Origin of the sequence: Acinetobacter chengduensis, from assembly GCF_003664645.1 — a bacterium.
In the GTDB taxonomy this organism is placed as follows: domain Bacteria; phylum Pseudomonadota; class Gammaproteobacteria; order Pseudomonadales; family Moraxellaceae; genus Acinetobacter; species Acinetobacter chengduensis.
This window is the reverse complement of sequence record NZ_RCHC01000001.1, coordinates 1-21215: the sequence shown is the minus strand read 5'-3', so window position 1 is coordinate 21215 and position 21215 is coordinate 1. Positions and strand designations below refer to the sequence as shown.

Annotated in this window: 18 protein-coding genes; 7 read left to right on the top strand and 11 right to left on the bottom strand. The window is 41.3% G+C overall.

The window, feature by feature from the left end; translation table 11 throughout:
* Positions 1–10: 10 nt before the first annotated feature.
* On the bottom strand, positions 11–337 hold the full coding sequence (gene trxA, locus D9K81_RS00090) for a thioredoxin (RefSeq protein WP_120374194.1): 327 nt from the start codon (positions 335–337) through the stop codon (positions 11–13).
* Between the two features lie 267 nt (positions 338–604).
* Here trxA and ppx point away from each other — a divergent pair, with 267 nt between their 5' ends.
* From ppx to D9K81_RS00065, 5 genes are read left to right on the top strand one after another with little or no spacing between them, the layout of a single operon-like run.
* Entirely contained in the window at positions 605–2125 is a 1521-nt protein-coding gene (gene ppx / locus D9K81_RS00085; RefSeq protein ID WP_120374193.1) for an exopolyphosphatase, read from the top strand.
* A 34-nt stretch (positions 2126–2159) separates the two neighbouring features.
* The gene (locus D9K81_RS00080; protein WP_120374192.1) at positions 2160–2984 is read left to right on the top strand and encodes an acetyl-CoA carboxylase carboxyltransferase subunit alpha; all 825 of its coding nucleotides are present in this window, start codon (positions 2160–2162) and stop codon (positions 2982–2984) included.
* Positions 2921–4312 (top strand): tRNA lysidine(34) synthetase TilS, encoded by a 1392-nt coding sequence (gene tilS, locus D9K81_RS00075; RefSeq protein ID WP_120374191.1) that lies wholly within the window; start codon positions 2921–2923, stop codon positions 4310–4312. The genes D9K81_RS00080 and tilS overlap by 64 nt, the downstream gene beginning before the upstream one ends.
* A complete protein-coding gene (gene proC / locus D9K81_RS00070) occupies positions 4309–5139 on the top strand; it encodes a pyrroline-5-carboxylate reductase (protein WP_120374190.1) in 831 nt (276 codons plus the stop codon). The genes tilS and proC overlap by 4 nt, the downstream gene beginning before the upstream one ends.
* 22 nt (positions 5140–5161) lie before the next feature.
* A complete protein-coding gene (locus D9K81_RS00065) occupies positions 5162–5731 on the top strand; it encodes a YggT family protein (protein ID WP_120374189.1) in 570 nt (189 codons plus the stop codon).
* A gap of 114 nt (positions 5732–5845) precedes the next feature.
* On the opposite strand, the gene polA is transcribed toward D9K81_RS00065, so the two are convergent.
* Positions 5846–8611, bottom strand: a complete 2766-nt coding sequence (gene polA / locus D9K81_RS00060) for a DNA polymerase I (RefSeq protein ID WP_120374188.1) — start codon at positions 8609–8611, stop codon at positions 5846–5848.
* A 161-nt stretch (positions 8612–8772) separates the two neighbouring features.
* On the opposite strand from polA, the gene D9K81_RS00055 reads away from it, so the two are divergent.
* On the top strand, positions 8773–11523 hold the full coding sequence (locus tag D9K81_RS00055) for a DUF2339 domain-containing protein (RefSeq protein ID WP_120374187.1): 2751 nt from the start codon (positions 8773–8775) through the stop codon (positions 11521–11523).
* A gap of 94 nt (positions 11524–11617) precedes the next feature.
* Here D9K81_RS00055 and D9K81_RS00050 read toward each other — a convergent pair whose 3' ends face one another.
* Positions 11618–12541, bottom strand: coding sequence for a mechanosensitive ion channel family protein (locus tag D9K81_RS00050; protein WP_120374186.1), 924 nt, complete (start codon positions 12539–12541; stop codon positions 11618–11620).
* Between the two features lie 9 nt (positions 12542–12550).
* On the bottom strand, positions 12551–13372 hold the full coding sequence (locus tag D9K81_RS00045; RefSeq protein WP_120374185.1) for a hypothetical protein: 822 nt from the start codon (positions 13370–13372) through the stop codon (positions 12551–12553).
* 101 nt (positions 13373–13473) lie between these two features.
* On the opposite strand from D9K81_RS00045, the gene gspE reads away from it, so the two are divergent.
* Positions 13474–14961 (top strand): type II secretion system ATPase GspE, encoded by a 1488-nt coding sequence (gene gspE, locus D9K81_RS00040; RefSeq protein ID WP_120374184.1) that lies wholly within the window; start codon positions 13474–13476, stop codon positions 14959–14961.
* A gap of 54 nt (positions 14962–15015) precedes the next feature.
* Here gspE and D9K81_RS00035 read toward each other — a convergent pair whose 3' ends face one another.
* From D9K81_RS00035 to D9K81_RS00005, 7 genes are all read right to left on the bottom strand, one after another.
* Positions 15016–16260 (bottom strand): hypothetical protein, encoded by a 1245-nt coding sequence (locus D9K81_RS00035; RefSeq protein ID WP_120374183.1) that lies wholly within the window; start codon positions 16258–16260, stop codon positions 15016–15018.
* Positions 16261–16437: 177 nt separating this feature from the next.
* Positions 16438–16863: an organic hydroperoxide resistance protein gene (locus D9K81_RS00030; protein ID WP_120374182.1), complete on the bottom strand. Its 426-nt coding sequence runs from the start codon at positions 16861–16863 to the stop codon at positions 16438–16440.
* 201 nt (positions 16864–17064) lie between these two features.
* Positions 17065–17457: a DUF4951 domain-containing protein gene (locus D9K81_RS00025; RefSeq protein WP_120374181.1), complete on the bottom strand. Its 393-nt coding sequence runs from the start codon at positions 17455–17457 to the stop codon at positions 17065–17067.
* A gap of 113 nt (positions 17458–17570) precedes the next feature.
* Positions 17571–18416, bottom strand: a complete 846-nt coding sequence (locus D9K81_RS00020; RefSeq protein WP_120374180.1) for a carbon-nitrogen hydrolase family protein — start codon at positions 18414–18416, stop codon at positions 17571–17573.
* A gap of 33 nt (positions 18417–18449) precedes the next feature.
* Positions 18450–18971, bottom strand: coding sequence for an anti-anti-sigma factor GigB (gene gigB, locus D9K81_RS00015; RefSeq protein WP_120374179.1), 522 nt, complete (start codon positions 18969–18971; stop codon positions 18450–18452).
* A gap of 112 nt (positions 18972–19083) precedes the next feature.
* A complete protein-coding gene (gigA, locus tag D9K81_RS00010) occupies positions 19084–20052 on the bottom strand; it encodes an RsbU family protein phosphatase GigA (protein WP_120374178.1) in 969 nt (322 codons plus the stop codon).
* 103 nt (positions 20053–20155) lie between these two features.
* Complete coding sequence (locus D9K81_RS00005; protein ID WP_120374177.1) at positions 20156–21043, bottom strand: MlaA family lipoprotein; 888 nt, start codon at positions 21041–21043, stop codon at positions 20156–20158.
* Positions 21044–21215: the final 172 nt, after the last annotated feature.

The following is a 21215-nucleotide window of genomic DNA, read 5'->3' as shown; positions in this document are numbered from 1 at the left end:
TAATTGAAGATTAGATGTTTTCTTCAATGAATGTAGTTAATTTAGATTTAGGTGCTGCACCTACTTGAGTTGCAACAACTTCGCCATTTTTAAACATTAGCAAAGCAGGAATGTTACGGATGTTGTAGTTCACAGCAGTTGCTTCGCAAGAAGTCACGTCAACTTTAACGATTTTAACTTTGCCTTCAAATTCAGTAGAAAGAACTTCTAATACTGGCGCGATTGCTTTACATGGCGCACACCAGCCAGCCCAGAAATCTACAAGTACAGGTACGTCAGATTGTAAAACGTCTGCTTCGAAGTTTGCATCAGTTGTGTTTACGATATTCGCTGACATGGAATTTGCTCCAAATAAATTTTTTAAAGATGACTCTATAATTATTAGTATTACATAGCCGTCTTTAACAATGTAGGGGGATTGCTGAATTTTCGTTGATAAATTGAATTTTGTCTAATTGATGCTGACGATAGTTGCAATCGTGTCATGCAATTGTCACATTAAAGACTAAAATAAGGCAGTTTTACTCCATGCACATAAATGGCTTTTAAATTGCATGGTTGTGAATTACTCTAAGCACAATTCTGTATAGGTTTATTTGAAATCATGTCTGATTTTTTGATTGATGAAGAACTTCTCGCTGCGATCGATATGGGATCGAATAGCTTCCATCTTGCGATTGCACGTGTAGATCATGGCGAAGTAAAAAAAGTCGCATCAATGTCAGAAAAAGTACAACTGGCAGCAGGTTTGGATGAAAATAAAAATTTAACCGAAGCCGCTCAACAACGGGGTCTGGCATGTTTGGCTCGTTTTGTGGGGCGTTTGGGTTCAGTACAGCCAAAACGTTTGCGTATTGTGGCGACCAATGCACTACGCCAAGCAAAAAATGGACATGAATTTATTCAAAAAGCGGCTGAAATTTTACCTAAGCCGATTGAAATTATTGCGGGTCGTGAAGAAGCGCGCCTAATTTATTTGGGCGTTTCACATACTATGGCCAACAGCGGTCGTCGTTTAGTGATTGATATTGGTGGTGGTTCTACAGAGCTCATTATTGGTGAAGAATTTGAACCGATTCATACCGAATCTGTGCAAATGGGCTGTGTGGCCTTTACCAAAGCCTATTTTAGTGATGGCGAAATTAGCCAAAAGGCATTTGATAAAGCGGTTACTGCAGCACGTAAAGAAATTTCAGGCCTTGCCACCACCTATAAAGCCGCGGGCTGGGATACAGTGGTTGGCTCAAGCGGTACGATTAAAGCTTGCCGTCAAATTACAGTTAATATGGGCTGGAGCAATGAGCAAGAAGAGTTAACTCGTGAAGGCTTAGAAAAACTAAAAGACAAATTACTTAAATATTCAAATGTAACGGATATGGAATTTGATGGTCTAAAAGAAGACCGTCGAGCAGTTTTGCCAGCAGGTATTGCGATTTTATATGCGGTATTTGATGTTTTAAAACTTGAAAAATTAGTGTATTCGGATGGCGCATTACGTGAAGGGGTCATGTACGACCTCTTAGGGCGTTTCCAACACGAAGATATTCGAGACCGTTCGGTACATGCCTTAATGGGGCGTTATAATGCCGATGTAAAACAGGCAGAACGTGTGGTTGCAACAGCACAACAACTGTTTAATGGTGTGGCGGAGCAATTGGAATTAACCAATGATGACAGTGATTTACTGCGTCGCGCAGGCTATTTGCATGAAATTGGTTTAGCAATTAGCCACAGTGGTTACCATCGCCATGGTGCATATTTATTGCAACATTCAGACATTCCTGGTTTCTCACAAATTGATCAAAATCATTTGTCACATTTGGTGGCACATCATCGTCGTAAGCTACGAAGCGACGCTCGTATAGATGTGATGAAAGTGGGCGGAACAAAGCTCGTGAACTTGTGTTTGCTACTTCGCTTAGCTGTTTTACTCAATCATAGTCGTAGCGATGAGATGCTTCCTGCCATTGAATTAGTCGCCCTCAATGCGCAACAATGGCAACTTAGCGTTTCTGGCGATGCCAAACAATGGCCACTGCTTGTTGCAGATTTGCATGATGAACAAGTGCAATTCAAGCATTGGGATATTGAATTGAATATTCAGTCGGAACAATTTATCGATTAACAGATCAGGTTAATTTAGGGATAATGGTCGACCTATGAAAAATAAAGCTGCTCAATCTAAAGCTTGGACAACGGTTAAAATTGCACGTCATCCAGAGCGTCCACAATTTTTGGACTACATAAGTGAAATTTTCACTGAGTTTGATGCGCTACATGGTGACCGTTTATTTGGTGATGATGGCGCTATGCTCGGTGGCTTGGCTCGTTTAGATGGCCAACCTGTAATGGTGGTGGGTCAACATCGTGGTCGTAGCACACGTGAAAAATTGCAACATAACTTTGGCATGAGTAACCCCGAAGGTTACCGTAAAGCACAGCGTTTAATGTCAATGGCAGAGCGTTTTGGTTTACCTGTATTTACCTTTATTGATACGATGGGCGCTTACCCAGGTGTGGGTGCAGAAGAACGTGGACAGGCTGAAGCAATTGCGACCAGCCTTGCGCAAATGTCGAGCTTGAAAGTTCCTGTGATTGCAACAGTATTGGGCGAAGGCGGTTCAGGTGGTGCGCTGGGTATTGGTGTTGCTGACCGTGTAGCGATGCTGTCGCACAGTATTTATTCTGTGATTTCACCTGAAGGTTGTGCCTCAATTTTATGGAAAACTGCAGATAAAGCAGAGCAAGCGAGTGAAGCACTTGCACTGACTGCAGACAAACTCCAAAAAATGGGTATTGTGGAATATGTAGTTGACGAAGGTGAAGGTGCACATGTGCATCCTGAACAAGTCATGCAAAATTTGAAAGTGGTCTTGAAAGAGGCATTGGCTGAACTTCAGCCAATGGATGCAACTGAACGATGCGAAGCACGTTACCAACGTTTAATGAAATTTGGCAGCAGCAATTTAGGACTAGCTTCTTAAGTCGAAGCCAAGTTTTTTCAGCACAGACTCGATTTTTAATTGGATGCAGTGGTGGCATGGATTCCATGTTGCTACTGCATTTAATGTCTGAGCTGTGCCCAAATCAAATACGTGCCATTTATATTGATCACCAGCTTCAGTCGCACAGCGCCAGCTGGGGGGAATTTGTATTTGAGCAATGCCAACAACGTAATATTCCATGTGTTGTGCAAGCTGTTGCGGTAGCAACAGGCAATTTAGAAAACCAAGCACGCCAAGCGCGTTATGATGCTTATTTACAACATTTAGCACCGAATGAAGTGTTGGTGTTGGCCCATCATCAACAAGATCAAGCCGAAACATTGATGCTCAGATTATTATCTGGTGCAGGTATTCATGGTTTAGCTGCCATGCAAGCTGTAGATATGCACGAAGTAATGACCATTTGGCGTCCGTTTTTAGATCTGTCTCGTGAGCAAATTGGCCAATGGGCCCAGCAATTAAACGTCCCTAATATTGAAGATCCTACCAATTTAGACACGCATTATGATCGTGCATGGTGCCGTGAAGTATTGTGGCCTTTGCTTGAGTCGCGTTATCCCAAAATGCAGCAGGCTTTAAGTCGTACCAGTTATTTAATGCAAGATGCGGAAGAAATTTTAGCATCGGTGTTGGTAAGTGATTTAAAAGCTTGTGGTACAGAGCGCGTGCTGTGCTTAGAAGTACTTTTGGCTTTATCTGAAGCACGACAGCGCCAGCTTTTGTCTGCTTGGATGAAAGGCCAAGCGCAGTACCGTCCGGCCTTTGAAATGGTGCAACGCTTGCTGAACGAGGTGATCTTGGCCAAAGCGGATGCACAGGCTGCCTTACATTGGAATGGTTTTTATTATGTGCGCTTTGCGGGTTCGGTTCATCGCTTGCCTAAGAGTGAATATCTTGCATCGGCCCAAGAAAACAGCCCAGCAAGCACATTAAATTTAGCCATGCATCAAGTGTTTCATGTATTGTCAGGTCAGTTTCAAGTACGAGATACTGAGTCAGCACAGGCAATCGGATTGTCGTATGAGTTATTAAACAAGACCTTAACACTCACAGTACGACAGGGTGGCGAAAAAATTCATTTACAGGGCCGTATTGGCTCTTGGCCATTGAAGAAGGCCATTCAACAAGCACAAATATTTCCTTGGCAACGTCATACTATACAAATATTAAGCATAGATAATGTTATGCTAGGTGTCTTTACGCCCAAAGGTTTTTGGTTGGCTGTTTCATCGTATTGTGTAACAGGTGGGTGGCGACCAAACTTAATTTCTACAGTTGAAAATATCACAAGCGGATTGGAATCATGAGCGCAGTATTAAACAGTAATATCACTTTTATTGGTGGTGGTAATATGGCACAGGCCTTAATTGGAGGCTTGATTGCACGTGGCTTACCGCCGACACGTATTACTGTTTCAGATCCTGTAGATAAAGTTCGTGAACATTTGGCAACCAAAGAATTACACGTGACTAGTGACAATATTGCAGCCATTCGTGATGCAGACATTGTGTTATTTGCAGTAAAACCACAAGTTTTAGCCAGTGTTTTACAACCTTTAAAAGGCTTGTTAGAAGGTAAATTGGTCATTTCAATTGTGGCTGGCGCAGACTTAGCAACTATTGGTGCATTATTAGGCACGACGCGTATTGTACGTGTAATGCCAAATACACCAGCACTGGTTCAAATAGGTGCACATGGTTTATATGCTGAAGCAACTGTATCAGCAGAAGATCGTGACTTGGCAAGCCAGGTCTTAGCTTCTACAGGTTTAACCATTTGGGTAAGCACTGAAGCACAGATTGATGCTGTGACTGCGGTTTCTGGTTCTGGTCCTGCATATTTCTTCTATATGATGGAAAGCATGATTCGTGCAGGTAAAAATTTAGGGCTAGATGAAAAAGTTGCTACAGCATTAACTTTGCAAACAGCATTGGGTGCTGCGCAAATGGCCATTACCAGCGCAAGTAGCCCAGCAGAATTGCGTAAAAATGTGACTTCGCCAAATGGGACGACTCAAGCGGCGATTGAGGTATTTGATCATGCGCATATCTCACAAAATATTCAAGCAGCCTTGGCTGCCGCGCAAAAGCGTAGCCAACAGCTGGCGCAAGAACTCAGCGACAGCATTAAGTAATCTAATTTAGGAACGTTCAAGTATGGGTGCAAGTTCTGCGCTAATTTTTGGCATTATCATTAACGTCGCAATTTTGCTCGTATTCTTCCGGTTTTTAATGCAGTTGGCAGCGGTAAGCCCGTACAACCCTGTTGTATTGTCGACTGCAAAAGCGACCAAGATTGTTGATCTGTTCAGTCGAATTTTTCCAACAGTAGGTAAAGGTCGTGTGAATACTGCGGCTTTGGTTTTGCTGATCATTTTGTATATTTTAAAAATGTTTGGTTTGATGCATTTATCAGGAGCTTCACTCAATAGTCCTGTGCATTTGCTGATTATGACTTTTGTTACGATGATTCAGGATTTGATTCGCTTCTGTCGCTATTTGATTTTTGCCACTATTATTTTGAGTTGGGTGGTAATGTTTACTCAATCGCGTTCACCGTATATTGAGGTTATTCAAGAATTGGCAGAGCCTTTACTTGCACCATTTCGTCGTATCTTACCCAACATGGGGATGATTGATTTGTCACCTATTGTGGCTATTTTGGCGTTGTTGGTTGTAGAAACGATTATGAAAGAAGTTGCGATTGCACTGTTAACAGGCCTGTAAGCTGGTTGCTGTATATGCAATAAAAAAAGGACTCCACGGAGTTCTTTTTTTATGTGCTTATTTTTGGTAGAAGCATACTTGCATGCCAGCATTCCTCTTGAAAGGAGGAAGGAGTTAGTGCGCTTCGTCCCAGTTGTTGCCTTTACCAACTTCAACAACTAATGGTACAGAGAGTTGCAATACAGACTGCATTACTTCCGCCAGTTTCACTGCGAGTTCATCCGCAATTGCTTCATCAACTTCAAATACCAATTCATCGTGCACTTGTAAAAGCATTTTGGCTTGGTCTTTTGGAAGCATTTTTTCCACTTCAATCATTGCCATTTTAATAATGTCCGCGGCTGAGCCTTGTAGCGGAGCATTAATTGCAGCACGTTCAGCACCTTGTTTCACCATTTTGTTGCTGGCATTAATGTCTGGTGTATACAGACGACGACCTAAAATGGTTTCAACAAAGCCTTGCTCACGGGCAACTTGGCGAGTGCGTTCCATATAATCCAACACGCCAGGGTAACGTTGGAAATACTTGCCAATATAATTGCGTGATTCTTCACGGCTAAAACCAAGCTGACGCGTTAAACCAAATTCAGACATGCCATACAGTAGACCAAAGTTTACGGCTTTGGCTTGGCGACGTTGATTGCTGGTCACTTCATCTAAAGGAATACCCAAAACCTCAGCGGCTGTACGACGGTGAACGTCTTGGCCATGATTAAATGCATCCACCAAGGCGTGGTCTTGTGAGAAATGCGCCATGAGGCGTAATTCAATTTGTGAGTAATCGGCTGCCAGCAGAACACGGCCTTTCGGTGCAATAAATGCTTTACGGATTTGGCGCCCAATGTCTTCACGTACGGGAATATTTTGTAGGTTCGGATCGGTTGAAGATAAACGACCAGTAGCCGTCAGTGCCTGATGGTAGCTGGTATGCACGCGGTGCGTATCATCATTAACTTGCTTGAGTAAGCCGTCAGTATAGGTACTTTTTAGCTTAGACAAGCCACGGTATTCCAAAATCAATTCGGTAATCGGATGCTCAATTTTTTCCAGTACACTTTCGCTGGTGCTGTACTGACCGGTAGCAGTTTTTTTGCCACCTTTGAGCCCCAATTTATCAAACAGGATTTCGCCAACTTGCTTTGGTGAGCTGACATTGAAGGATTGGCCAGCCAATTCAGTGATCTGATTTTCTAGGTCCTGCATGGTCGTGGCAAATTCAACACCAAGTTGATCCAAAAACTCCATGTTCAGCTCAATGCCATTTTCTTCCATCATCGTCAGTACACGTGCTACTGGCATTTCGACATTGTGCAGAATATTGATCAGTTCAGGATGCTGTTTCAGTTTGGCATCTAAAACTTCATACAGACGATAAGTCACATGCGCATCTTCAGCCGCATAGTGCGCTGCCGTTTCGAGTTCAATTTGATTAAAGGTTTTTTGTTTTGCGCCTTTACCTGCAACTTGCTCGTAGGTGGTGGTTAAGTGGCTTAAATACAAACGTGCAACGTCATCCATACCGTGGCGTGTAGCTACAGAGTTGAGTACATAAGATGCCAGCATCGTATCGAAATACCAGCCTTGTAGCAGAATGCCGTGATTTTCTAAAACATGCGCATCATATTTAAGGTGATGCCCAATTTTTTGAACAGAAGCATCTTCTAAAATCGGTTTGATTTGCGTAAGGGTTGTATCACGGTCTAGTTGTACAGGTGCGCCTTCGTAGTCGTGCGCGAGCGGTACGTAGTAGGCATCTTGTGCATCAAAAGCCACAGAGAATCCGACAATTTGAGCCACGCGATAGTCTAAGCTTGTGGTTTCTGTATCAAAGGCAAAACGCTTTTCTGTACTCAGGCGCTTAAACAGATTATCCCAATCCGCTTGGCTGAGCACAGTGTGATATTGTGCTTCACCCAAAACATCATCTGTACTGGTGATGCTTGCTTGATCTTCTGCTTCAACTTTTACAGTCGCGTGTGTGTTTTGAATAATGGCTTTAGAGTTTTGTTTATAGGTTGCGCTATTCGGGTTGTTCGGATGATCTAAAGATTGCAACTGATTACGGAATTCTAATTCTGTATATAAATTGCGTAGCTCTTCAGTATTTGGATCTGTCAGTTTTAGGTCGTCATAGGTCAAGTCCATATCCAAATCGCAGACAATACTTGCAAGTTGGTGGTCAAGTGCAATACCTTCAACATTATCTTTCAGGTTTTGCCCAACTTTACCTTTAATTTTGTCGACATTTTCTAAAATGCCACCAATAGAGCCGTATTCAGTCAGAAGTTTGGCTGCTGTTTTTGCACCTACACCCGGAACACCTACAATACCATCTGAAGCATCGCCCATCAGGGTGAGGTAATCAATAATCTGGTTTGGCCATACACCGAACTTTTCAAATACACCATTTATATCCATTGGCTTATCTTTGAAGCTATCTTCCAAAGTTACGCGCTCTGTTACCAGCTGCGCCATGTCTTTATCGCCAGTGGAAATGAGCACTTGATGGCCTGCTGCTTCTGCGCGTTTGGCTAAAGTGCCAATAATGTCATCGGCTTCTGCACCCGGTAGCATGTGTAGTGGAATGCCCAATGCGCGAATGAGTGCATGTAGGTAAGGCACTTGCTCAGACAATTCAGACGGCATTGCTGGACGGTCACCCTTATAGATAGGCGAGAGTTCGTGACGGAAGGTTGGTTCTGGTGTATCAAAAATCACGGCCATGTGCGTTGGCTGTGTGCGACGCATGAGTTTTTGAATGGCGGAAATCGCACCGCGGACGGCATTGGTGTGCAACCCAGTTGACGTGGTTAAAGGGGGTAATGCGTGAAAGGCGCGATATAAAAAGTATGACCCATCGACCAAGACAAATGGCGGCATCGAAAATTTCCTAATCCAAAAAACAGTTTTATTGTACGTGATTTTTATCGCCTGCGCTGAAGCTTGATGTTTTATGTGCGTTACCGAATATCTGATAAACATACAAAATATTGCTGTAGAGGTGCGCTATGATCAATTTAAATAATTAGAGCGAAGACAGTATGCTGAAAGGGCAGAATGAAATTCGAATGATGTGGTTGATGGTGCTCATCATTGTGGCCATTGGACTATGGTTTGCTGATTTAAAAGAGGTGAGTGCACTCTGCATTTTAGCTTTTGGAGTGAGTGTCATGCACTATGTGGATGATTTACAACAACCCGCAGATCAACTCAGCCAACAGCTTGGATTAAGATGGCAAAGTACCTCAAGAGCGCCGTTGTATATCGCATCCGTGATTGCTTTAGTTGGTGGCGTTGCTGGATTTCACTTGCTTACTGGACTGGGTTTAAGTGCATGGATTTTCTTTTTTTTGCGATGGTTAAAGCGTTTAGAGCGACAGCTTTTACAAACACAGTATGACCTGCAACAGCAGCAAAAGGCATCAGTAACACAGCCCTTGGAGCTTCAGCCATCAAGTAGCACTCTAGTGCTAGAACAGGCTATACCACGAGCAGAGAACATTGAACCTATAGCAACAGAGAAGGGCTTAAATTTAATTGATCAGCTTCAATTATGGTTATTTAAGGGAAATCCAGTTCTAAAAGTTGCGATTGGCGTTTTGGTCATTGGCATTGTGTTGTTACTTCGCTTTGCCACGGAGCACTGGCAGCTGAGCCTGACTGTCAAATTATTGCTGGTGGCGGGTGTAAGTGCTGCAATTACGGCTTTGGGTTATAGATTAGTTTACAAAAATCGTAGCTTTGCACTGGCTTTAGAAGGCTTGGGGCTTTCCAGTTTATCACTCACATTGTTTTTTGCTTATTACAATCAAGTGATTCCAAGTTTGGCAGTAGCTAGCTGTTGCTTTGCGCTCATTCTTGTAACAGCAGTTTGGTTGAGTCTAAAACAACAAAGTATTGAGCTTGCACTCATGGCCATGATGATGGCTTATATTGCGCCCTTTACCTTACCAGTACGCAGTGCAAGTGCGGTTGAGTTTGTGAGCTATTATTTGGTTATTAACATTGCCGTTGCGGTGTTAAGTACGCTTCGACCATGGAAGTTTCTCAATCAAATTGCATTTTTAATGACTTTGTTCGTGGGGGGGAGCTATGCCATATATCATGCTGTAGATACCGAGCGTCAAAGCTTAAGTATTTTAATTTTTGCACATGCCTCAATTTTTATCTGGTTGGGTTTTCGCTTTAGCCAATTGCTGGCCAAAGAGAATCTGAGTCAATTTGAACTTAAACCAATTTTAGATTTGGTATTAATTTTTGGCACACCCATTGCCAGTTATATCTTTTTATATCTGATGTATTTTGACGACAATGGCTGGCAGGCGACGTTCAGTCTGGCTTTTGCTGCAATTTATGCATTGCTTTATACAATGGCAAAACGCTATCAGGTGATTGAGCAAATCACGCAGAGCTATTTTAGTCTCATGCTGATCTTTTTGGCTTTTGTCCCTCCTATTTTATTGACTGAACATTGGAGCGTCGCGGGTTGGGCGCTTGAAGGTGCTTTCATTTTTATTTATGCGCTGTATCGTCAGTCGCGTATTAGCCATTATGTGGGTATGGGCTTACTGTTCATGGCGGGTTGCTCAGCAGTGTATTATTTCTCTGTGGAAAATGTTTTTCCAAGTCCTGTGTATTGGATTCTGGCTTTTAGTTACCTCAGTACTGTATGCATTGCCAATGCTGTGCCCAAATTTCAACAGCAATTGAGTGGAGGGACGGTCAGCTTTTTTTGTTTACAGATGCTCTCTGCCACCATTTTGTTGTTTGTACTTTTACTTGATGTCATTGACAGCAAAAACCAAGTGACATGGATACTACTCATACTGAGTTTGAGTTATGTGCTGGTCAATGAACTTTTATTGAGACGTGGTGCAATCTGGTCGTGGTTATTGCCTAAATGGATTGGGTTAATTCCGTTGTATGCGGTCGCATATTATATGGTGATTGATGTCAGCCATCAGGGTGCTTTGTTATGGCCTTCTGCTTCCGATCGTGTATTGGTAGCGACCACAGGCTTGTTTTTAACTTTATTGTGGCTTCGTCCTCTGCTTGGGCTAAGAGCAGAAAAAGAGTGGGTGAGTTTAGGCGTATTGTTGAGTTTAGCACTCAGTAGCTTAACGCTTGTCCCGAGTATGCCATTTATTAGTGTCGTCATACTTCCGCTGTGTTTTGCTTTGTGGTGCGCGTGGCGTCAATCTGATTGGCCTATGTTTTGGCAAGCACGCAGTAGTTTAGTTCTTATGTCGTTATGGGTTATTTTATCGCAAATTTTTAGTCAGCAAGCTTTTCAACTTTATTTAATGCCTGTACTGAATCCATTTGATTTGGTGAGCATTGCGATGTTGGCAGGTTTCATTTGGATGTTGAACCAACAAATGAAAGCAGGTTTAGACAACAGCCTTGGAGCGATGATGATGGTGCTTGGTCTGCTTTGGCTGAGTAGTTATGTCGTATTACGTGCTTTACATCATTACTTAGCCACACCCTATAATCAATGGCAAATGTGGCAAGATGCGACCATACAATTAAGTTTCACTCTGTTATGGGTCAGTTTAGCTTTTATTTGTATGTTGCTTGCCAGTCGATGTCAGTTACGTTCTTTATGGTTCTTTGGTGGCAGTATTTTGGTATTGGTCACTTTAAAGTTAGTACTATTTGATTTGTCTCATATTGGTACTTTAACGCGAGTGATTTCATTCTTAGGCGCAGGTTTTGTCATGTTAATCATCTCTTATATTGCCCCCATGCCTGAAATATCAAATCAACCCCGCCCGAGTAAGCATTCATAAACATGAAATTAGAGCGTGACTGAACTTTAGATCAAAAAGGGAGACCATGAAACGTCTCCCTTTTTTTGTGTGCATGAATGTGGCTAAACGAAGTTTATTTTAAGTTTGGCTCACGTTTTAAATCCTCTGCATTGGCATAGCTGTCAATTTCTTCATTATGCAAAGTTTGAGCAGAAGGGCGATCGACGAAGCCCATTTTGGGTACGGGAATTTCAATTTGATTATCAAGAAAACCATTTCGAATCCGTTCATGCATTTCATCACGAACTTTAAGAAAGTTTTCTTGTTGGCACCACACGGCAAATAGAAGTTCAATAGATGATTCTCGAAATGCTGTGACGGTGACTGCAGGTTTCGGATCGGCCAAAACCAAAGGATATTTATTGGCGACATCCAGCAACACTTCACGGACTTTAATAATATCTTCGTGGAAGTTAATGGCTAAGGTAATCGGAATTCGCCGTATAGGAAATTTCGACAGGTTATGCACAGGTGCGCGGATGAGCTGTTCATTCGGTAGGCGGACATACACATTGTCTTGAGTGAGCAATTTGACGGAGAGCAAATCAATCGAAATTACTTCGCCTTCGATGGTATGACCCCGAATTAAGGTGATTTGTATGGTGTCACCAATTTCAAATGAACCTTCACCAATTAAAAATATACCGCTGATGAGGTTGGATGCAGAGGTTTGTGATGCAAAACCCAAGGCCACCGTTAAAATACCAGCTGCACCTAAAAACACACTAAGCTTGAAGCCCGCTTCTTTGAGGCTGGCCATCGCGAAGATCATAAAAATAAAATAGAAAATACCGCGTCGCCAAACTAAGCGTTGGTGTTCGTTAAAACGTGTCCCAATGGTGCGAATAAAGGTATTCGATACAAAGCGTGCAATTAAAAAGCCTAAAATTGCAAGGATAATAGCAACCACAATTTCTGTGAGTCGATCTGTATTAATATTTTTAACAATACCAGTCAGACTGCTGGTCACTTCTGCTGGAATATTGGTATTGGGCATCCATCACTCCTAGAACAGTGAATCGAACATATTAAATAATGCACCCGCAGGTTCGCGTGGAGGGTGCACATACATAACTTCACCTGCATGGGGTGGTGTACGGTTTTCAATTCTTACACGTGGTGGTCGATCAGGGCCTTCATGAATGACCTTAATTTGAGAGGTCCATAATCGACCAGTACTCTCGCTATAAAATAAAGGCAAAGCGGGTACAGGCACATTCATTCGGTCAAAACGCAATTGCTCATGACTGGTGTTGTGAAACTCAATCGGCGTAACAGCGCGAAAGGCACGAATTTTAAGTTGATGTAGCTCTGTACGGCCGTCCACAGCGGTGGCATAACAAATTTCACCTGTACGTTTATTGGGGCCAAACCAAGTGTCTTTGGGTAAGATGACTGGGATATCAAATAAAGGGTCTTTTTGGCCTTCAACAAAGCCTGCAATCCATAAAGGCGTACTGATATAAAGCGTGCCACGTTGACCTGCTGGAATATAGATTGGATCTACAGGACGAATCACCACAGAGCGATTGGCTAAGCGAGGCATAATTTGAATTTTTTCATGCGTGTTTTTAAACATATAGCGTTCAATATGTACGGGTGCAGGAAACGCAAATTCAGGATCATCAATACGGTGCCATTGCTGTTCATAATCAAACTGTACGCTAGGACGGTGATATTCCATTCGCCATTCTTGCAGACCACGGGTCAAGCGAAATAACAAAGAGCCAAACTGCCAAGATCGAGGCCGATTGAGTTCAAAGTGATGTTCACCCCACCATTTTACTTTTGATGTTTCCGTTTCAAGTACGCCACTCAATAAAGACAATGGTATTTTTCCTTATATCATTAAAAGCTACAAAACATGCTTCACGCTGTCATGTGCTTAGAGTACACTCAAATCACTTTTATTCATCATTATAAACTGTGATGCAAGTACTTAAACAATTACAAATACCATATAGTTTTGCCAAGCGTCATGGCGTGTTGCTTCGTTATGAGGGTGACCAAGCAATAATTATTCGTCGTGACAACACGCCACTTTTGGCGCTGCAAGAAGCGCGTCGTTTTCTGGGGCATCCAGCGAGTTATCAACTGTGCACGGAGCAAGAGTTTAATCAACTACTCAGCTCAAGCTTTGCAGGCGATACAGGCGAGTCACAACAAGTGGCCGCTGGGCTGGAAGATCATCCAGATTTGCTCAGTCTTGCAGATTCTGTACCTGAAGCAGAAGACCTGATGGATCAAGAAGATGATGCCCCAATTGTGCGTTTGATCAATGCATTGCTGTCTGAGGCAATTCGTGTGGGTGCATCAGATATTCACATTGAATCTTTTGAAAAAAAATTATCTGTACGTCTACGTGTGGATGGACAACTCCGTGAGATTGTCCAGCCCCGCCGTGAACTGGCGCCTTTGCTGGTATCTCGTATTAAAGTCATGGCCAAGCTGGATATTGCCGAAAAACGTATTCCACAAGATGGTCGTATTTCATTACGCTTAGCTGGCCGTGAAGTCGATGTGCGTGTATCGACCTTGCCATCATCTTATGGCGAACGCGTGGTGATGCGTTTGCTAGATAAGCAGGCAGGTCGTTTAAACATGACGCATTTGGGTCTTATGAACAATGACTACGAGCGCTTAAAAGTTTTAGTGCATCGTCCGCACGGTATTATTTTGGTTACAGGGCCGACAGGTTCGGGTAAAACCACCACCTTATATGCGGCATTGTCAGACTTAAATGATGGTTCTAAAAATATTCTCACTGCGGAAGATCCGATTGAATATCAATTAGAAGGTATTGGTCAGACGCAGGTGAATACCAAAGTAGATATGACCTTTGCTCGCGCTTTAAAAGCCATGTTGCGCCAAGATCCAGATGTGGTAATGGTGGGTGAGATCCGTGATTTGGAAACTGCGGAAATTGCGGTACAAGCGTCGTTAACTGGTCACTTGGTGTTGTCGACGCTGCATACCAATACAGCCATCGGCGCCGTAACCCGTTTAAAAGATATGGGCATTGAGCCATTTTTGTTGTCCAGTTCGCTTATTGGTGTGATTGCACAGCGTTTGGTACGTACTTTATGTTCTCACTGTGCGACGTGGCATGATGCAGATGATTTTGAGAAGAAATTATTTTCAAATATTCAGCATGATACGGTGTTAAAGCTTCCTAAACCGAAAGGTTGTGATCACTGTTCACATACAGGTTTTAATGGGCGTACCGCAATTTATGAAATTGTGCCTGTTGATGAACCGATGCGCCGTTTAATTCACGGCAATGTTGCAGAGTATGAAGTGGAAGCTTATGCACGTCAGCATTCGGGTTCTATTCGTGATGATGGCTTACGTAAAGTACTGGCAGGTAAAACTACCCTGGAAGAAGTGCTTCGCGTGACGAATGAAGCAGAGGAGTGATGATTTTTTATTGGTTTTAAAGAAAGATGCGCTAAATGCGCATCTTTTAAAATTTTAGTTTGGTTTTTGATAAGGCGCTAATGCAGTTCCTGCTTCTCTGACCAACTCCATTAATACCTGATATTCTTTATAGCTATCATTTAAATATTCAAGTTCAGACTCTCTTTTTTCATTACTCAGAATGTTTTGATGAAATTGATAACGCTTTTGAAGATAGTTTTTGTCCAATCCTAAAGCAATAATCATAAATTCTTGTGACCAATGCATTTGCACGAGCACATGATCAAGTACATCCCCATAAGCCCATGCCTGTAGACTTTGCAGATTTCCATCTGAAAAGTGTTTATTAAGGAACTTCACAAATTTATCAAATTCCTGAAGAAACGTTTTAACGCCATAAGCACTTTCCCATTTACAACTAATAAAATCAAAATTTAGATCATATGTACCATGTGATTCTCTTGTTATATCTCTAATATCTGATAAGTCGATTCTAAATTTGAGTTTCTTGCCAAACTTTTCTTTTAACTCGGGTGTTAAAAAGTGATTAGTCAAATCAAACGAAAAGTTTATATTGTGCGAAGTCGTAAAACTGCGCAGTTTAAAATATAATTGATAATAAATATTTTTACATTCATTGAAAAATATAAAGTAGCGTTGTTTGCTAGCTATCGCTGTTTTTGCATCTGGCTCACATAATCTAGGCTCTATAAAATCATACCTATTATAAAAAGTATGTAATTCTACATTTTTTAACACTGATTGATGGGAACACCATAGCTGGAATAACTCTTCTGCCTTTTTTATATTTCTCGGTGCTTCAATACTATCCAGATCAAAATTTTGTTGCTCTGTATTCAAAGGGGCTAAATGAGATTTTAAAACTTGAGCCACTGCATTATCTGGAACCTGTAAAACACTAAATCCCCACACAGCAAAGCGCGGTTCATAAAAACCGACACCGGTTTCCTTAACAGCTTCATAAAAAACCCGATACAAGGCATCACCTTGGGCAATATGGTCAAAATGATCCAGCTCTAGGATCGCACGTGGTTCAGCTAAAAGTTCTTGCTGTAAGTTAATACACCATTGTTTTGTTTCTTCAGGAAAATAATCACTATAGGCATCATCAGTCAGTTTATTGACCATAAATTCAGCCCAGTCTCTAATCTTTTTTCCTTTGGGTGATGTATTTCTATGCTTTTGGTAAAGCTCATAGGCTGTACGTTCAGTTTCATTCAAGTTTGGAAATTTACCTGTAACATCAGGCTCCCATAAATAGACTGCACCTAATGACATATTTTTCCCTAAAAAATGCTGACAATATTTTTGATGTTAAAGCGATATTTTGATATGACGTTTAGTGTTCTGATTTTTATTTAATATAATAGATTTTTTTATTTTAAGTCTATATTTTATAAATTATTTTTATGATCTGTCCCTATCCTAAAGCAACTTTAGGATAGGGCTAATTAATTACACAATCAAATTCAGCGTTACATCAATATTGCCACGCGTTGCGTTTGAATACGGGCAAACAATATGCGCAGCATCCACCAACTTTTGCGCCTCAGCTTGCTCTAAACCTTCCAAATGAACATTTAAAGTCACTTCAATACCAAAACCCGTTGGAATTGGGCCAATGCCGACATCCGCTTCAACATAGGCGTCGGGGGTGATTTTTAAATGATCGCGGTTGGCAACAAATTTCATTGCACCTAAAAAGCATGCCGAGTAGCCAGCAGCGAATAGCTGTTCAGGATTCGTTCCACCACCAGCACCGCCCATTTCTTTAGGTACTTTGAGCTGAATATCTAAAATACCATCGGAAGAGGTTGCTCGGCCATCGCGACCACCAGTTGCTTTTGCGTGTGCTGTATAGACTGCTTTTTCTAAGGTCATTGTTATTCTCTAAATATTTCTAAGGGAAATATTATCCTGTCTGAAAAAAGCGGAGGAATAAGCAGTGATTTTGTAAATATTTGAACAGACTTTATTAAAAAATCGATAAAAGAATCTGAAAAGATGACTCAAATGAAGGTGCTAATAGGCAGGAGCTGTTCACTGATAGCCGTAACTACCAATGAACAATCTAGGAGCTACTTACCAAAGGCCAGCAATTTTTTTCATTAATTGTGCACGGAAAGGGGCAGTTGGGTTGCCTGCATTACGCTGAGTTTCATTTTCATAAAACTTTTGCCATGTTTGAACCATTTCTAAAGTCACATCTTGAGTTTTTAGCTTTTCAACGTCTTGTTTTGTAATGTTATTTAAGCGTTTTTCAGCACCATCTGGGCCAGTACCCCAACCAATAATACCCTGACCAAATGCAGGCAAAGACATATTGTTTGGTGTAGGTGGAATAGCTAAACGGTCAATATTCGGATTAACTAAAGATTTAACTGTAGGGCGAACTTTTTCTGAAATTTGAATATCAGCAAAAGAGGCAACAGAAACGGAAAGCAGTACAGCAAAGAGGAGAGCGGATTTAAACATTGGAGTAAAACCAATTTTAATAAATAAGAATCATTATTATAAATAAGCTGACAGGGATTAACAGTGCAACATTAACTTAAATCGCGTGCTATTTACTAAATTAGATAAGCACACTAGTTGCTATATGAATCAGTAGGATATTGCAGTAAAACACGGTGCTGTAATAGAGGCATAGATGCTCGAACCTTATCTTGTTCATCTAAACTAAACGGAACAGTAATTAAACTAGCCCCTTCAGTTTTTATAATATCAAGCAATTGACCGCGACTGTCGGATGCACCTGCATGTCCCCAAGTTTGGCGTTTTTCACCATGCCAACCTTGTTGTGCAGCGCCTAAAACTGCGCATTGTGTGTCCATAGCACGTGCTTGCAATAACAGTTGCCAATGCATCTGACCTGTAGTGTAGGTAAAGGCGGCTGGGGCAGTTAAAATATTTGCACCTTGTGCTCGTAGTGTGAGTGCAAGCTCTGGAAAGCGTAAGTCATAGCACACCATTAAACCAATGTTGCCAAAAGGTGTTTTAGCAACTACAGGTTGTGTCCCTGGTTCAAAGAACTTAGATTCTTGATATCCACCCACACCATCGCCGACTTGTACATCAAATAAATGAATTTTGTCATAACGTGCTTCTGTGCGTTCTGGGCTAATACATAGACTCACTGTACGCACACGACCGTCTTGAATAGTTGAACCATCTGGACGAAAAGGACAAGGTAAAGTACCCGCCACAATCCAAATACTATAACGATGTGCGAGCTGTTCTAAGCGTTGTTGATAAACTTCGAATTGGGCTGCTGTTTCACGTTGTTTGCCTGCTGCAAAGCAGACAAAATTTTCAGGAAACACAATGAGCTCTGCTCCCTGAGCTTTACTTTGTTGTATCAATGATTCAATGACAGTGAAGTTTTCTTCAATATCATTTTGCGAGTTCATTTGAGCAACAGAAAGAAAAGTCATGGAGTTCTCAATGTAACAAAGGGGAGAGGGAGATTAAGCGTTGTGTTGTACAGCTGTTTGATCGATGGAATCTTGCTCTTTTTGCAGTTGTTTCACCAATGGCTCAAACATATTTTGATTACTTTCATTCAGTTTCATCAATGTTTTATGCGCATCTAATACGGTGCAAAGCATATTGTTATGCGTTACATGTTCTTCCATTAATGTACGAGTGCATACATTAGGATCACCACAATAATTCAAAATCACAAAGACCTGCCCAAGCCCCATACTGTTGGCAAGGGTAGTAATATCTGAATTTGTCGAAAGCATGACTGCTTGAATTTGATGTACTTGTTTGAGCTTTAAGCCCAGCTTAGCCAAAACGCCTAAAACTGTACTATCAATAAATGTGGTTTGGGTTAAATCTACGATTGCACCAACAACATTTTCTTGCTGTTCAATTTTATTTAGCAGTTTGTCTAAACTAATGCAAGATTGGGCACGCACTTCGCCAATAAGCTTAAAAATATGCGTTCCATTCAAGCTTGCATATTCAACATGACCTGTTGACATATAAATGCCATTTGCAGAGGAGGATAGTAAATTATCCCATAGGGACATCGCTTACTCAAGTATCCCAAAGGATGATTGTATGGTGAAAACCGATAAATAGTTGATTTATAGATTAATTGATTCGACGTAAGCTGAGTATGGCAATATCATCAGCTACATGTTCTGGTGCTTGAAATGATTGATTTTGCAAATGATGTACCAATTGGCGTAGCTGTTCATTCAGGCCACCATCGAATGGCTCGAGTGCACCATCTGAACAAATAATAAACCGAGCATTGGGTTTAAGTTGGCATTCAAACTCTTCGACTTCTAAATCTTCAGTTAAGCCTAATGGAAAACTACTGGTGGTTAAAATACGTGGTTCTTGATCTTTTTCAAATAAAATAGCTGGTGGATAGTGACCTGCACTTGACCAACGCAAATGGTGCGTTTCGATATTTAAAATACCAGCAATCATGGTGATGTGCTTTTCGATATTTTCTTGTACCAGCATGCCATTGAGTTTTTTTATCAATTCTCGTGGGTTTTTAGACCGACCATGAAATGCTGCCATCCATGAGGTTAATAAACTACTGGTCACCCCATGGCCAGAAACATCGGCCAAATAAAACATGACTTCTTTATCGCTAATTTTCCAGTAATCATACCAATCACCAGACAAATAGGCAGAGGGTTGAAACAATGTTTCAATTTTATAGTTCAATAATTCGATAGGATTGGGTAGTAATTTTTTTTGTAATTCAGCGGCTGACGGTAGATCACGGCTATCTTGATTGCGCTTATATTTTGCATCAATTCTAATAAGTGCTTCTTGTGGATTTGCTGGAAGCTTGCTCCAGATCCAACCTGCAAGTGCACCTTGTTCCCACGCTGCTGACAGAGCAAGCCCTTCATCTTCTAAGGCAAGTGCAATAGTGGGTAAAGTCCACTGATGGGTGAGATAATCTTGTACGTCAGCAATAGCAATAATAGTCGGATCATACAAATGGAGATCTTCAATGCGAATCATTTGCACACTGGGGAGTGTGTCTAGTACCTGATCTAGATGTGGAATATCACGGGTCGGTTGAATGAAATACATAAAGAAATAAGATGATCCTGAAGTATCATGAGCAATATACTATATCAAGCAATAGCCACGTGGAGGAGAAAATCATTATCCTCCACGTTTAAATAATAAAAACTTATTCTGTTACGTTGTCGTCAGAAGAATCGGTATCTACTGGATCTGAAGACTCATCATCTATGTCGTCGCTTTCATCACTAATAAACATATTTTCGTCAGCAAGGCCTTTTTTCTCAGCAACAATAAAGTGTAGGCGTTGTAAATAAATATCGCGGATTTGAGCGTACTTATCACCCTGTAACACTTTTTCAATATCTAGTAACTGTGCACGGCTATCTACAGCACGTAATGTTTGCTCAGTCCAATAGGCTCCTTTATGGTCTTCTAAAATATAACGCTGAGGACGTGCATAACTATCCGCGGCAAAACCAACCGATTCACGAATTGTACTCGGGCCAAGTACAGGTAAAACTAAATAAGGCCCTGTCGGAATACCATAATAGCCAAGTGTTGTGCCAAAGCCTTCGGTTTCTTCTGTTAAATGTAAGCGACGTGCAGGATCAGCAAAACCTAAAGTAGTAAGGGTGTTAATGGTAAAACGACCTAAGGATTTTGCTGCACGCAAAGGACGACCTTGAGCAAGCTGGTTAACAGCATTCCAAGGCTCATTTAAATTTTTACGAAATTGACGATATGAGCCACGAACAGGTTCGGGTACTTTTTCTGAATATTGCACTGCAATTGGACGTGCAACGTTACGGTCTAATACATCATTAAATTGATAAACCTTACGGTTCCATCCTTCAAAGGGATCTTTTTCTTCATCTGCTTGTGCGGCTGAAGCATTAACAGTGAGTTTTTTAACGACTGCACTGGACTTTGTCGCAAACTTTGAATTGGCTGATGTTGTAGATGAAGATGATTCATCTATTGTCTCAGCTGCAAAAGCAGGTGAAATCGCAAGTGTAAATAGCAAACCTGCAGAGAAAAAAGAAAAATGATGCATACAGAATGATCCCAAAATTTATTATTTGCTTAATAAAGCTGACTCAATAATAAATAAAATCGCTTTAATAATCTTGAATATCGAACTATTAAAGCAAATTTGCTTAAAAAATGAATCAAAAAAATGAAAAATGATTAAAAAATATACGCATGAGTGCTATTTTTTTAAATAA

Bases quoted from the DNA above. Each gene is read 5' to 3' on its own strand.
- D9K81_RS00005 (WP_120374177.1), bottom strand. From the start codon at position 21,043: ATGCATCATTTTTCTTTTTTCTCTGCAGGTTTGCTATTTACACTTGCG.
- ppx (WP_120374193.1), top strand. From the start codon at position 605: ATGTCTGATTTTTTGATTGATGAAGAACTTCTCGCTGCGATCGATATG.
- D9K81_RS00055 (WP_120374187.1), top strand. From the start codon at position 8,773: ATGCTGAAAGGGCAGAATGAAATTCGAATGATGTGGTTGATGGTGCTC.
- tilS (WP_120374191.1), top strand. From the start codon at position 2,921: ATGCGAAGCACGTTACCAACGTTTAATGAAATTTGGCAGCAGCAATTT.
- D9K81_RS00035 (WP_120374183.1), bottom strand. From the start codon at position 16,260: ATGTCATTAGGTGCAGTCTATTTATGGGAGCCTGATGTTACAGGTAAA.
- D9K81_RS00080 (WP_120374192.1), top strand. From the start codon at position 2,160: ATGAAAAATAAAGCTGCTCAATCTAAAGCTTGGACAACGGTTAAAATT.
- polA (WP_120374188.1), bottom strand. From the start codon at position 8,611: ATGCCGCCATTTGTCTTGGTCGATGGGTCATACTTTTTATATCGCGCC.
- D9K81_RS00065 (WP_120374189.1), top strand. From the start codon at position 5,162: ATGGGTGCAAGTTCTGCGCTAATTTTTGGCATTATCATTAACGTCGCA.
- gigA (WP_120374178.1), bottom strand. From the start codon at position 20,052: ATGTATTTCATTCAACCGACCCGTGATATTCCACATCTAGATCAGGTA.
- D9K81_RS00030 (WP_120374182.1), bottom strand. From the start codon at position 16,863: ATGACCTTAGAAAAAGCAGTCTATACAGCACACGCAAAAGCAACTGGT.
- gspE (WP_120374184.1), top strand. From the start codon at position 13,474: ATGCAAGTACTTAAACAATTACAAATACCATATAGTTTTGCCAAGCGT.
- gigB (WP_120374179.1), bottom strand. From the start codon at position 18,971: ATGTCAACAGGTCATGTTGAATATGCAAGCTTGAATGGAACGCATATT.
- trxA (WP_120374194.1), bottom strand. From the start codon at position 337: ATGTCAGCGAATATCGTAAACACAACTGATGCAAACTTCGAAGCAGAC.
- proC (WP_120374190.1), top strand. From the start codon at position 4,309: ATGAGCGCAGTATTAAACAGTAATATCACTTTTATTGGTGGTGGTAAT.
- D9K81_RS00020 (WP_120374180.1), bottom strand. From the start codon at position 18,416: ATGACTTTTCTTTCTGTTGCTCAAATGAACTCGCAAAATGATATTGAA.
- D9K81_RS00050 (WP_120374186.1), bottom strand. From the start codon at position 12,541: ATGCCCAATACCAATATTCCAGCAGAAGTGACCAGCAGTCTGACTGGT.
- D9K81_RS00025 (WP_120374181.1), bottom strand. From the start codon at position 17,457: ATGTTTAAATCCGCTCTCCTCTTTGCTGTACTGCTTTCCGTTTCTGTT.